This is a genomic window from Campylobacter sp. CFSAN093241, from assembly GCF_012889595.1.
GTDB lineage: Bacteria > Campylobacterota > Campylobacteria > Campylobacterales > Campylobacteraceae > Campylobacter_D > Campylobacter_D jejuni.
On the sequence record NZ_CP040612.1, the window covers coordinates 37,626 to 52,648 of the forward strand.

At 33.0% G+C, this 15,023-nt stretch carries 3 protein-coding genes, 2 tRNA genes, 3 rRNA genes and 1 pseudogene; all 9 read left to right on the top strand.

Translation table 11 applies throughout. From position 1 onward, the window contains the following. Positions 1-39: 39 nt before the first annotated feature. The 9 genes and pseudogenes from FBE96_RS00145 to FBE96_RS00185 all read left to right on the top strand — a co-directional run bounded on the left by FBE96_RS00145 (position 40) and on the right by FBE96_RS00185 (position 15,009). On the top strand, positions 40-1,047 hold the full coding sequence (locus tag FBE96_RS00145) for a type II asparaginase (protein ID WP_255005614.1): 1,008 nt from the start codon (positions 40-42) through the stop codon (positions 1,045-1,047). A 586-nt stretch (positions 1,048-1,633) separates the two neighbouring features. Further along, positions 1,634-3,146 (top strand): 16S ribosomal RNA (locus tag FBE96_RS00150). Positions 3,147-3,248: 102 nt separating this feature from the next. After that, a tRNA-Ala gene (locus FBE96_RS00155) sits at positions 3,249-3,324 on the top strand. Positions 3,325-3,332: 8 nt separating this feature from the next. Further along, positions 3,333-3,409 (top strand) — tRNA-Ile (locus FBE96_RS00160). A gap of 535 nt (positions 3,410-3,944) precedes the next feature. Then, a 23S ribosomal RNA gene (locus FBE96_RS00165) occupies positions 3,945-6,851 on the top strand. A 254-nt stretch (positions 6,852-7,105) separates the two neighbouring features. Beyond that, a 5S ribosomal RNA gene (gene rrf, locus FBE96_RS00170) occupies positions 7,106-7,222 on the top strand. Together the 16S, 23S and 5S rRNA genes with 2 tRNA genes alongside form the textbook arrangement of a ribosomal RNA operon. Positions 7,223-7,327: 105 nt before the next feature. Continuing rightward, positions 7,328-8,725, top strand: coding sequence for a PD-(D/E)XK nuclease family protein (locus FBE96_RS00175; protein ID WP_002907147.1), 1,398 nt, complete (start codon positions 7,328-7,330; stop codon positions 8,723-8,725). Between the two features lie 60 nt (positions 8,726-8,785). After that, positions 8,786-12,533, top strand: a pseudogene (locus FBE96_RS00180) (Eco57I restriction-modification methylase domain-containing protein). A gap of 1 nt (position 12,534) precedes the next feature. Next, positions 12,535-15,009, top strand: coding sequence for a pentapeptide repeat-containing protein (locus FBE96_RS00185; RefSeq protein WP_002857711.1), 2,475 nt, complete (start codon positions 12,535-12,537; stop codon positions 15,007-15,009). Positions 15,010-15,023 lie beyond the last annotated feature (14 nt).

The following is a 15,023-nucleotide window of genomic DNA, read 5'->3' on the forward strand; positions in this document are numbered from 1 at the left end:
ATACAAGAGATTAAAAAATTATTTATATGTTGTCTTTTTATAGGAGTATGTATGAAAAAAGCTAAATCAAGGATTGCTATTTTAGGAACAGGCGGAACGATAGCAGGCTTCATTGATAGCACTATTGCTACAACAGGATATACGGCCGGAGCCATTGATATAGATGTATTAATTAAAGCAGTTCCGCAAATTAGAGATTTAGCAGATATTAGTTGGGAGCAAATAGCAAATATTGATAGTTCAAATATGTGTGATGAAATTTGGTTAAGGCTTGCTAAAAAAATTGCTAAGCTTTTTGCTGAGGGGATAGACGGTGTGGTGATAACTCATGGTACTGATACTATGGAAGAAACTGCTTATTTTTTAAATTTAACCATTAAAAGTGATAAGCCCGTAGTTCTAGTTGGCGCTATGCGTCCATCAACTGCTATAAGTGCGGATGGTCCGAAAAATCTTTATAATGCAGTGGCATTAGTTGCCAATAAAGAAGCTAAGAATAAGGGTGTTATGGTAGCTATAAATGATAAAATTTTAAGCGCTAGAGGCGTAGTAAAAACTCATAGTTTAAATGTTGATGCTTTCTCTTCTCCTGATTTTGGGGATTTGGGTTATATAGTAGATGGTAAAGTCTTTTTCTATAATAATGTTACTAAAGCTCACACAAAAAACGCTCCTTTTGATGTAAGCAAACTCACAAGTTTGCCAAAAGTAGATATTCTTTATAGCTATTCAAATGATGGTAGTGGTGTCGCTGCAAAAGCTTTATTTGAACATGGAACTAAGGGCATAGTTGTTGCAGGAAGTGGAGCAGGAAGTATACACAAAAATCAAAAAGATGTTTTAAAAGAGCTTTTAAAAAAAGGGCTTAAGGTTGTTGTAAGTTCAAGGGTTGTAGCAGGTTGTGTTGCTGTGAGTGATTCAGATGAAAAATTAGGTTTTATTAGTGCTGAAGATTTAAATCCTCAAAAAGCAAGAGTTTTGCTTATATTAGCACTTACAAAAACAAGTGATCCTAAAAAAATTCAAGAGTATTTTTTAAAATATTAAAATTTTTTAAATATTTCTAAACTTAGGGAACTTATCTTCCCTAAGTCAAGCCTTTCAATCCTATTAATAGTATATTATATCTTGTATTTTTTATTATCATTTAACCCCCCCCCATTTTTCAACCCACCAAATACTTATATAAATACTTACACAAATATTTATACTATTTAATCCTTTGTTTAATACACTTTTAAGTTTAATTGGTTATACTTTCATTTCCTTTTTTGAAAAAAGGACTTAAAATCTTTTAAATTATAAAGTTTCACTAGCTTAGTAGATTTTATAAATTAACTCTTTTGGTTTTTGTCTTATAAACTAAAAGCTTTTTTATAAATCTTGTTTTTTAATTTAAAAACTTTTCTTTTAAAAATGATTTTTTGTTTTGTTCTTTTAAATTAGTATTGTTATTCAAATCTTATTAGTCAATCTTTGAAATCTAAATAAGTGATCGATTGAGCCAGAACAGATTTAGGTATAAGCAATTATGTAAAATCTATTCAATCTAATAATTAAAAAGATTAAAAACTTTTCTTTTAATCTTTCATAACTTTTTCTTTGAAGAAAAAGATTAAACTATCTATAATTTTTTATGGAGAGTTTGATCCTGGCTCAGAGTGAACGCTGGCGGCGTGCCTAATACATGCAAGTCGAACGATGAAGCTTCTAGCTTGCTAGAAGTGGATTAGTGGCGCACGGGTGAGTAAGGTATAGTTAATCTGCCCTACACAAGAGGACAACAGTTGGAAACGACTGCTAATACTCTATACTCCTGCTTAACACAAGTTGAGTAGGGAAAGTTTTTCGGTGTAGGATGAGACTATATAGTATCAGCTAGTTGGTAAGGTAATGGCTTACCAAGGCTATGACGCTTAACTGGTCTGAGAGGATGATCAGTCACACTGGAACTGAGACACGGTCCAGACTCCTACGGGAGGCAGCAGTAGGGAATATTGCGCAATGGGGGAAACCCTGACGCAGCAACGCCGCGTGGAGGATGACACTTTTCGGAGCGTAAACTCCTTTTCTTAGGGAAGAATTCTGACGGTACCTAAGGAATAAGCACCGGCTAACTCCGTGCCAGCAGCCGCGGTAATACGGAGGGTGCAAGCGTTACTCGGAATCACTGGGCGTAAAGGGCGCGTAGGCGGATTATCAAGTCTCTTGTGAAATCTAATGGCTTAACCATTAAACTGCTTGGGAAACTGATAGTCTAGAGTGAGGGAGAGGCAGATGGAATTGGTGGTGTAGGGGTAAAATCCGTAGATATCACCAAGAATACCCATTGCGAAGGCGATCTGCTGGAACTCAACTGACGCTAAGGCGCGAAAGCGTGGGGAGCAAACAGGATTAGATACCCTGGTAGTCCACGCCCTAAACGATGTACACTAGTTGTTGGGGTGCTAGTCATCTCAGTAATGCAGCTAACGCATTAAGTGTACCGCCTGGGGAGTACGGTCGCAAGATTAAAACTCAAAGGAATAGACGGGGACCCGCACAAGCGGTGGAGCATGTGGTTTAATTCGAAGATACGCGAAGAACCTTACCTGGGCTTGATATCCTAAGAACCTTTTAGAGATAAGAGGGTGCTAGCTTGCTAGAACTTAGAGACAGGTGCTGCACGGCTGTCGTCAGCTCGTGTCGTGAGATGTTGGGTTAAGTCCCGCAACGAGCGCAACCCACGTATTTAGTTGCTAACGGTTCGGCCGAGCACTCTAAATAGACTGCCTTCGTAAGGAGGAGGAAGGTGTGGACGACGTCAAGTCATCATGGCCCTTATGCCCAGGGCGACACACGTGCTACAATGGCATATACAATGAGACGCAATACCGCGAGGTGGAGCAAATCTATAAAATATGTCCCAGTTCGGATTGTTCTCTGCAACTCGAGAGCATGAAGCCGGAATCGCTAGTAATCGTAGATCAGCCATGCTACGGTGAATACGTTCCCGGGTCTTGTACTCACCGCCCGTCACACCATGGGAGTTGATTTCACTCGAAGCCGGAATACTAAACTAGTTACCGTCCACAGTGGAATCAGCGACTGGGGTGAAGTCGTAACAAGGTAACCGTAGGAGAACCTGCGGTTGGATCACCTCCTTTCTAGAGTACAAAGTAATAAGTCTCACAACTATTACTTCAATATATAAACTCAATTGATTCTTGTTTAGATTTCAAAGATTGATGATAAAGCTAATTGTTTATGGGGAATTAGCTCAGCTGGGAGAGCGCCTGCTTTGCACGCAGGAGGTCAGCGGTTCGATCCCGCTATTCTCCACCATTTATTAAGGGCCTATAGCTCAGCTGGTTAGAGTGCACCCCTGATAAGGGTGAGGTCACAAGTTCAAGTCTTGTTAGGCCCACCATAAAAAAGATTTGAATAAAGAAGCTTTAAAATCTAAAGCAAGTATATAAAATAGATTAAATATAAAATATAAACTCTATACTTAGATTTATTTTTTATCTTTAACTATAAAAGAATATACTTTAATAGATATAAGTAGCATATACATTATGCATTTATATTTATAATGATTATGTTAATATATATACTTCCTTTAGGTTTTAAACCTAAATGTTCTTTTTAATTATCATTGTTAAGAGTCACAAGCAAGTTTTAATAAAAACAATTTTACAGGACTTGTTAAAGGATAAAACCTATTTATCTTTTCTTTAGTTTAACTTAACTTTTAGCTGTCTTTATTTCTATGAATAAAGAGAATATTGGATTTAAGGATTATAAATTAAAGACAAGTTTCAAACTCACAGCTTAGTTGAGACTAAATCATTTAGTTTTATATTAAGTGTTTGAATGCTTTCCGTCTTAAGATAAAGAAGTCTTATCATAAAAACTTTAACAAGGAAGTGATGCGTTTTAGAATCAATAATAAAAGGTAAAAAAGGTAAGCTACTAAGAGCGAATGGTGGATGCCTTGACTGGTAAAGGCGATGAAGGACGTACTAGACTGCGATAAGCTACGGGGAGCTGTCAAGAAGCTTTGATCCGTAGATTTCCGAATGGGGCAACCCAATGTATAGAGATATGCATTACCTATATAGGAGCGAACGAGGGGAATTGAAACATCTTAGTACCCTCAGGAAAAGAAATCAATAGAGATTGCGTCAGTAGCGGCGAGCGAAAGCGCAAGAGGGCAAACCCAGTGCTTGCACTGGGGGTTGTAGGACTGCAATGTGCAAGAGGTAAGTTTAGCAGAACATTCTGGAAAGTATAACCATAGAGGGTGATAGTCCCGTATGCGAAAAACAAACCTTAGCTAGCAGTATCCTGAGTAGGGCGGGACACGAGGAATCCTGTCTGAATCCGGGTCGACCACGATCCAACCCTAAATACTAATACCAGATCGATAGTGCACAAGTACCGTGAGGGAAAGGTGAAAAGAACTGAGGTGATCAGAGTGAAATAGAACCTGAAACCATTTGCTTACAATCATTCAGAGCCCTATGTAGCAATACAGGGTGATGGACTGCCTTTTGCATAATGAGCCTGCGAGTTGTGGTGTCTGGCAAGGTTAAGCAAACGCGAAGCCGTAGCGAAAGCGAGTCTGAATAGGGCGCTTAGTCAGATGCTGCAGACCCGAAACGAAGTGATCTATCCATGAGCAAGTTGAAGCTAGTGTAAGAACTAGTGGAGGACTGAACCCATAGGCGTTGAAAAGCCCCGGGATGACTTGTGGATAGGGGTGAAAGGCCAATCAAACTTCGTGATAGCTGGTTCTCTCCGAAATATATTTAGGTATAGCGTTGTGTCGTAATATAAGGGGGTAGAGCACTGAATGGGCTAGGGCATACACCAATGTACCAAACCCTATCAAACTCCGAATACCTTATATGTAATCACAGCAGTCAGGCGGCGAGTGATAAAATCCGTCGTCAAGAGGGAAACAACCCAGACTACCAGCTAAGGTCCCTAAATCTTACTTAAGTGGAAAACGATGTGAAGTTACTTAAACAACCAGGAGGTTGGCTTAGAAGCAGCCATCCTTTAAAGAAAGCGTAATAGCTCACTGGTCTAGTGATTTTGCGCGGAAAATATAACGGGGCTAAAGTAAGTACCGAAGCTGTAGACTTAGTTTACTAAGTGGTAGGAGAGCGTTCTATTTGCGTCGAAGGTATACCGGTAAGGAGTGCTGGAGCGAATAGAAGTGAGCATGCAGGCATGAGTAGCGATAATTAATGTGAGAATCATTAACGCCGTAAACCCAAGGTTTCCTACGCGATGCTCGTCATCGTAGGGTTAGTCGGGTCCTAAGTCGAGTCCGAAAGGGGTAGACGATGGCAAATTGGTTAATATTCCAATACCAACATTAGTGTGCGATGGAAGGACGCTTAGGGCTAAGGGGGCTAGCGGATGGAAGTGCTAGTCTAAGGTCGTAGGAGGTTATACAGGCAAATCCGTATAACAATACTCCGAGAACTGAAAGGCTTTTTGAAGTCTTCGGATGGATAGAAGAACCCCTGATGCCGTCGAGCCAAGAAAAGTTTCTAAGTTTAGCTAATGTTGCCCGTACCGTAAACCGACACAGGTGGGTGGGATGAGTATTCTAAGGCGCGTGGAAGAACTCTCTTTAAGGAACTCTGCAAAATAGCACCGTATCTTCGGTATAAGGTGTGGTTAGCTTTGTATTAGGATTTACTCCGAAAGCAAGGAAACTTACAACAAAGAGTCCCTCCCGACTGTTTACCAAAAACACAGCACTCTGCTAACTCGTAAGAGGATGTATAGGGTGTGACGCCTGCCCGGTGCTCGAAGGTTAATTGATGGGGTTAGCATTAGCGAAGCTCTTGATCGAAGCCCGAGTAAACGGCGGCCGTAACTATAACGGTCCTAAGGTAGCGAAATTCCTTGTCGGTTAAATACCGACCTGCATGAATGGCGTAACGAGATGGGAGCTGTCTCAAAGAGGGATCCAGTGAAATTGTAGTGGAGGTGAAAATTCCTCCTACCCGCGGCAAGACGGAAAGACCCCGTGGACCTTTACTACAGCTTGACACTGCTACTTGGATAAGAATGTGCAGGATAGGTGGGAGGCTTTGAGTATATGACGCCAGTTGTATATGAGCCATTGTTGAGATACCACTCTTTCTTATTTGGGTAGCTAACCAGCTTGAGTTATCCTCAAGTGGGACAATGTCTGGTGGGTAGTTTGACTGGGGCGGTCGCCTCCCAAATAATAACGGAGGCTTACAAAGGTTGGCTCAGAACGGTTGGAAATCGTTCGTAGAGTATAAAGGTATAAGCCAGCTTAACTGCAAGACATACAAGTCAAGCAGAGACGAAAGTCGGTCTTAGTGATCCGGTGGTTCTGTGTGGAAGGGCCATCGCTCAAAGGATAAAAGGTACCCCGGGGATAACAGGCTGATCTCCCCCAAGAGCTCACATCGACGGGGAGGTTTGGCACCTCGATGTCGGCTCATCGCATCCTGGGGCTGGAGCAGGTCCCAAGGGTATGGCTGTTCGCCATTTAAAGCGGTACGCGAGCTGGGTTCAGAACGTCGTGAGACAGTTCGGTCCCTATCTGCCGTGGGCGTAAGAAGATTGAAGAGATTTGACCCTAGTACGAGAGGACCGGGTTGAACAAACCACTGGTGTAGCTGTTGTTCTGCCAAGAGCATCGCAGCGTAGCTAAGTTTGGAAAGGATAAACGCTGAAAGCATCTAAGCGTGAAGCCAACTCTAAGATGAATCTTCTCTAAGCTCTCTAGAAGACTACTAGTTTGATAGGCTGGGTGTGTAATGGATGAAAGTCCTTTAGCTGACCAGTACTAATAGAGCGTTTGGCTTATCTTTAATAAAGCATCACTTCCTTGTTAAGGTTTTTAGAAGACTTTGAATATAGATAATATTTAGAGTTTAATAGAAATCTTTCAAGTAGAGTTTGTATTAGAACTTGCTCTTAACATTGTTTTTTAAGTATTCTATATAAAAACTTATCAAAGATAAAAGATAAGAAAAGAAGAAAGAGAATAAAGAAAAAAGTAAAGGAATAAAAGATTAAGTTTTATTCTTAAATTCAATCTTTCAAAGAATATTTAAATAACAATGTCCGTGATTATACAGATGTGGAAACGCCTTGCTCCATCCCGAACCAAGAAGCTAAGCACATCGTGGGTGATGATACTACGCCTTACTGGCAGGGGGAAAGTAGCTCATTGCGGACTTGTTAATTCTACTTAACTTGCCTATAAAATTAATAATCAGTTTTTTTAGTTTGTAATTAAAAATTTATTTACATGTAAAATTGTATAAAATTTGGAAAGTGATACATGGAAAAATTTATTGAAAGGTTGCTTGAAGAAGATATTAAATTTGAAAAAGATGTGAATAATGGTTTGAGTGATATAAATATATTTGATGCTTTGAATATTGAAACAAAAGAAAATTATCATTCTAAATTTATAGCTTATTTAATTGATATAAATAAGGATCATTATCAAAAAAATTTTGCAAAGGTATTTTTAGAAAAACTTGGTAAGAGTTTAGTAAATACGAAATTTGAAAATTTAAACATAGAAGATATAAAAAGCGTAGAAACAGAAGCCTGCATAAAAGATAATAGAAGGATAGATATTTTAATAACATTAAGTGATAAAAGATATATTATAATAGAAAATAAAATTTATGCAAAAGATCAAAAAAATCAATTGAAAGATTATATTAATTTTGTAAGAAAAAATATCAAAAATATAAAAGATTGTTATAAAAACATATTGACTATATATTTGCATCAAGATGAGTGTGCTAGTCCTAGTGATTATAGTTTGGGAAATTTTACAATAAAGACAAATTTGATTAAAGATAAAAATGAAAATAATGTTAGCTATTATTTGAAGATGGATTATATATGGATTAAGGAATGGATTGATGAGTGTATAAAAATATATGAAGAAAAATCAACCAAAGATCAAAAATTTATTCTTGATATACAAAACATTATTTTTACTCTAAATCAATACAAAAGTATTTTACAATGGTATATGACAGATGAGTATACTCAAAGAGATGATGTACTAGAATTTATTTTTCAAAACAATATAAAAATGCAAAATTTAAAAAATGCGATGATTTTATATAGATATAACAAAAACAAATCAGAGCTTAAAAATTTAAATGAAGAAAACTATAAGAAAGCTAAAGATATTATCCAGCATAAATGGAGCAACATCTGCGAATATATAATAGAAGAATTGTTTGATAGTTTTGAACACAAGGAAATTAAAATAGGTGATATAACTTTTATCGGCAATAAAATAGAAGAAAATCGTGTTAATCATGGTGTGTTTATATTTTATCCTATTGATTATAAGAATGAAAGCATATATCCATGTATATATATTTATTTTAAAAAAAAATACTATGATATTATTGGTTTGACATTTGAAATTTCAAATGATGATGAAGAAGATATAGAAAATGAAAAATATAAAGAATGTTTAAAATTATTTAAAGATGTAAAAGAAGAAAATGTTAGAAAATATCAAAATCACTATTATTGTGATAAATTAATAAACAATGAAAAATTAGAAGGAGAATACGCTTTTATTTATTGGTTGATTGAAAATCAAAATTCTAAAAAAGATTTTATTCAAATTTTAAATGATTTTTTTATTAAAAAACCTATACAGGAAGCATATAAAGGTATTAATGATATATTAAATTCTTAAAAAATTTTATATAAAAGTAAAATTTGATAAAATACAAAATATTTTTTATAAAGGTTAAAAATGCATTTCACTTTGCTAAATGAAAAAGATTTTTTCAACCCATACTACCGCAAAAAGCAAATCATGCAAAATGAATTTGATATATTTAACAAGGCTTTAATGCAATATCTAGAAAGACTTGAAAGTTCGCAAAGTGAAAATGAAGATTATCTTGTAGCTAATGCACTTAGTCCATTTTTAACCATGTTAAATTTCAAAACCCACATCAAAACCAAGCAAAAAGGCAAAAGTGAGATTGACTTATCCATCTCTAAAGATGAGTTTAGTAAAGACTTAGAAGTTCTTATTGAGGCTAAAAAGCCAAATTCAAAAGAATTTATCACTCATACAAAAGTAAATTCTAAAGCCTTACACGAGACTATTTTATATTATTTTAGAAATAGAGAGTATAGTTTTAGCTTAAAATTTATTATCATCACAGATTTTTATAAATTTTACATTTTTAAAATTAGTGAGTTTGAAGAGCTTTTTTATAAAAATCCAAGTTTTAAAAAACTTTTTGAAGAATTTTATAATCCAAATTCACTTTTCAAAGGTAATACTGAAGAATTCTATAAAGAAGTAGCCAAACTCATAGAAAATTCCAAAGAAAACTTAAAAGGCTTTTTGATTGACTTGACGTTTTTAAAAGACAAACAAAAATCAAATTTTAAAAACCTAGCAAGTATTTATAAAACTTTTCATAGAGACTTTTTGCTAAGTGAGTTTAACCCCAACGATGCAAATTCACTCAACAACGCTTTTTACAAAGAGCTTTTATATATCTTAGGGCTTTGTGAGAGCAAACAAAACTCAAAACTCATCATCGCAAAAAGTGAAGAAAGCAAAGAAGAGCAAGGCACTTTCTACACCGCTATAAATTCTAAGCTTAAAGAAGAAAATTTTGAAACCATCTTAAAACTTTTGATCTTATGGCTTAATCGCATTTTGTTTTTAAAGCTTATAGAGTCAAATTTGGTGCGTTTTAATGATGATAAAAATTTGAAATTTTTAAATTTCAAAAAAATCCCTGATTTTGACAAGCTTAGCGAACTTTTCTTTGAAGTTTTAGCCAAAGAAAAAAGCACGAGAAAGAAAAGCGAATTTGCCTATCTGCCTTATCTAAATTCTTCTTTGTTTGAAAAACAAAGCATAGAAAACACACTTGAAATTTCAAGCTTAAGCAATGACTTAAAGCTTTTTTACTATAAAAACACTGTGCTAAAAGATGATAAATGTAAAGCTAAAAAAGGACAAGTGGGACTTTTAGAATACTTATTTGAATTTTTGGATAGTTTTGATTTTGGTAGCGATGATGAGCAAAGCGAAATTTTAAGCCAAAAAGAACTCATAAGTTCAAGTGTTTTAGGAAATGTGTTTGAAAAACTCAATGGCTACAAAGAAGGAAGCTTTTACACGCCAAGCTTTATCACTTCTTATATGTGCAAAGAAAGCATCACGAAAGTTGTACTTGATAAATTCAACGCTCAATTTGATCTTGATGCTAAAGATATAAGCGAACTAAGAAAGTCTTTAAGAAAAGAAGACAAAAAAGCACAAAAAGAGCTTTTAAACTCTATAAAAATTTGCGATCCTGCGGTGGGAAGCGGGCATTTTTTGGTTTCTGCTTTAAATGTTATGTTAAGCATTTATGATGAGCTAAATCTTTTTGATGAAGAATTTTATCTAGAAGTGCAAAACGATGAAATTCTCATCACGGGTAGAAAAGGCGAGTTTATAGAGTATAAACGCCCAAAAACACCTAAAGATAAAGCCCATCTTATCCAGCAAGAACTTTTTCACACTAAAAAAGACATCATAGAAAACAACCTTTTTGGAGTCGATATCAATCCTAACTCATGCGAGATCACCAAGCTAAGGCTTTGGATAGAGCTTTTAAAACATAGTTTTTATCAAAGCTTTGATGATGAAAATTATCACGATCTTAAAACATTGCCAAACATCGATATAAACATAAAATGCGGAAATTCTTTGGTATCTTACTTTGAAACAGGCAAAAGCCTAAACCACTATCCTAACATCAAAGAACGCATTAACAAATACAAACGCATAGTAAAAGACTATAAAGAAGGGTTTTACACAGATAAAAGCCACATCAACCAAGAGATAAAAAATCTCAAAATTTCTTTTAAAAATTTCTGCTTTGTAGATAAATTTAAAAAAGAAATGAAAAGCTTTAATGATAAATGTGAAAAATACTCTAAAAAATACGGAAATTTCTTAGCCGTAGATGATGAAAATTTGAAATTCTTTGTTAGTGCGAATTTGACTCTTTTTGACTTTGATGAAAAAGAAGCCACAAAAGAATTTGCAAATCTTAAAAAAGAATACGACAATATCTTCAACCTAGAAAGCAATCACCCTTTTGAATGGCGTTTTGAATTCCCTGAAATTTTGGACGATGATGGAAATTTCAAAGGCTTTGATCTCATCATCGGCAATCCACCTTATATAAGACAAGAGGAGCTTAAAGAACTCAAGCCCCATTTAGCTAAAAATTATAAGGTTTATAAAGGCACGAGCGATATTTATACTTATTTTTATGAACTAGGATTTAATGTTTTAAAAGATAGGGGGGGGGGTATTGAGCTATATCACTTCTAACAAATACACGCGTGCAGGATATGGGGAAGCTTTGCGTGAATTTTTGCTTAAAAATGTTAAGTTTTTAGAATACACTGATTTAAATGGTATAAAAGTTTTTGATAGTGCTACAGTGGATACTTCCATACTTTGTTTTGAAAAATCAAAAAGCAAAGATAATAAATTCAAATACCTTGCCCTAAGCAATGAAATTTTAAAAACTTGTGCTTATGACATTGGCTTATATAAGGACTTTGCAGAATTTTCGCAAAATTCTTTAAGCAAAGAAAGCTTCACTTTTAGTGATGAGAATACTAGTGCTTTAAAGGCCAAGATAGAACGCATAGGAACTCCGCTTAAAGAATGGTATGGGCTTAATATCAACTATGGGATAAAAACAGGCTATAACGAAGCCTTTATCATCACTACTGAAAAAAGAAATGAAATTTTAGCAAATTGCAAAGATGAAGCCGAAAAAGAACGCACCGCCAAACTCATACGCAAAATGCTACGCGGACGCGATATAAAAAGATATAGTTACGAGTGGGCGGGACTTTGGGTGATAAATACTCACAATGGTTACAAAAATCAAAATGGAGAAAAAGTAGAAGCGATAAATATAAAGCATTATCCTAGTTTAAAAAAGCATTTTGATGAATTTTATCCACAATTAGAAAAAAGAGCTGATAAAGGCTTGACTCCTTATAATCTTAGAAATTGTGCTTATTTAGATGAATTTGAAAAGGAAAAGATAGTTTGGAACCCAGTAAGCGGAGAATATTTATTTTCTTATATTAAAGAACATATATTTTTTAATAATTCTTTGTTTATGATGACTTTAGATGTTTTTAGTTTGAAGTATATATTAGCTTTTATGAATTCTAATTGTTATAAATGGCTAATTACTTTAAAAACAAATTTAATACAAACAGGTTCTTATGCTTATGGAGCTAAAGATAAAATAGAAAGACTTCCTATACCAAAAATAAATTCAAAAAATGAAAAATTAGCCAATGAGCTTATAAATTTAGTCGATGAGATTTTAAAAGCCAAAGAACAAGACAAAAACGCAAACACCCAAGAACTAGAAAATAAAATCAATTCCATCGTTTATAAACTCTATAACTTAACTGAAGAAGAAATAAAAATCATAGAAGGGAAATAATATGTATAAAGGAAGAGATGATTTAATTTCACCAGAAGAAGCAGAAAAAGGCGTTGAAATAGTTTCTAAAATATGCGGAGTTGATAAAGAAAAAATACATTATCCGACCGTGGAATGCAATGGTGTAAACATAAGTAATCAAGAATTTGATTTTTTTTCTACGGGCTTGTTAGATACAGATTTTAAATATGAAATTAAATTCACTAACTGCAAATTTGGCTGTCTTGAATATTTTTGCTTATATAAAACAAGCAATAGCTTTTTAATTTTTGAAAATTGTGAATTTGATTATATATGCTTAAATAATGATTTGGTTACCAATAATACATTTGAATTAAATAATAAATTATATTTTTTTGATTGTAAATTTAATGAGAATATTGACATTGGAAAAGTTAATATTAATGCTGAAATAAAATTTAATGGTTGCATTTTTAAAGATGTTTTTTATTTTAATGTTAAAGAATATTTGGCAAGTATTAAAATAAAAAATTGTACTTTTTATAAATCATTTTTTATGTTAGGTTCTTTTAAAAATGAAGCTCGTTTTGATAATTCTATATTTAAAGATTACGCTGATTTTCATGAGTGTGAATTTGAAAAAACTGCTAGTTTTTATGGAGTGAGATTTGAAAAAGCTCCAAATTTCAGTGCTTGTTATTTTAAAGAACCAAAAGCTGTAAATTTAACAAATGTAAATATAGACAAATTAGATTTTAAATCATTAGAACAATATATAAAAGATAATTATCAAGATGGAAATTATAAAAACGCAATTAAAAATAATGAAAAAATACAAAAAGATGAAAAAGAGCTTTATAGGATTGAAAATGAGCATAAATTAAGATGTGCTAAAAATTTAAAAGATTCTTTTAGGGTTATAAAAGATGTTTTGATAAATCAAAATAATACTTTAGAAGCTCAAGAATGGCATAAATTAGAACTTTATGCGAAAGAGAAAGAATTGGAAATTCAATTAAGTAAAAATAAAAATGACAATTTAAAAAAAGAATCTAAAAATCAAGTATATAATCCTAAGGATTATGAAAAATTTAATTATTCAAAAATTATATCTCTTATAATATTTTTATTAAAAACAATTGGATATTTATCTGTAAATATATTAATAATTATTGAGTTAGTTTTGGTCGCTCCATTTTTTACAATAATGTTTTATTGTGTTTATGTTGTATTTTTTATATATAAAATTTTGACATTTATTCTAAAATCATTTTATCCTTTAGATATAAATAAATTTATAATCTTTTGGAGGATAAAATTTAATAAAATTAAAAGAAAATTGATAGTTTCCGGAAGAAAGATGCTAGATTTTACTTTGTGGTTTGATTGTGTTTTGTTGCAAGTTTATAGGAATACTAGCAATCACCATACAAATTTCTTAAAAATTTTAAATTTTACGATTTTAATGATTTCATTGTATGCTTTTATGGGTTTTGTATTTTCAAAAACCATAAATTTTATATCATCCTTTAATTCAGTATCGATAATTATAGCAAATTATTTTATTTTGTTTGCGTTGATTATGGTGTTTTTTAATGTCAAAAGACAATTGTATCAGCAAGGCAGTATTTTGTTTTTCGGTATTTTTGGCATCTTTATAATATTGATGATGTCGTTTTTATTGCCTGTATATATTCCAACCTTTTGTTTCTTAGTTTATTTTGCAAGTATATTATTTTTCTATCTTTTATTTCTCTGCGAGATTAAACTTTTTGTTTTTATTTTAAGATTGGTAGCTTATGGTTGTTTGATTGTAGTTATTATTTTAAAACCACAACTTATCAATCCTTTTGTAGGAATTTTTTCATCAGATAAGCTTTATGAAAGTCAATTTGAAAAAAGTTTAAATGATTTAAATGCGAGTGCTATTGTAAATCTAGCAAGCATATTGCAAAATGATTTTAATCTCCATTTAAAAGATCAAAATATTTCTTTTACAGAGTTAAATTCAGCTAAAGCTTTGATAATGGCAAATAAAGAAAAATTAAAAGAAATTTTATCTAAAGTGTATAATGATAAATATGAAAGTGATTATAAAAAGGTTTTAAATGAACTAGAAAATAACACATCAAATGTAAAAAATATCATAGAAGAGATAGACAATAAAAACAACAATAGCGTTGTATCTGCTCAACTTAATAAATTTTTAAAATTAAATTTTAGTCAAGAAATAGATATTTTATATGCGATAAAAAGTAATTTTTCTATATCTGAAAAACTATCACCTGAGCAAATGGCTCTTTTTGATCAAAAAGACAGTCAAGATAAATTAAAAAGTGTCTTGGCTCTTTTGAAATTTAAATCAAGTTTTGAAGGGATTTTGGAAGTGATAAATCAAGATGAAATTATCCAAAACATCATAAAATCCACTAGTGTTTTATATAGCATTATACTTTTGCTTTGTATATTCTCACTCCAAAAAACTGCACGAAAAAATTCCATAGTACCAAGTTGAAAGGTTAAGTAAAG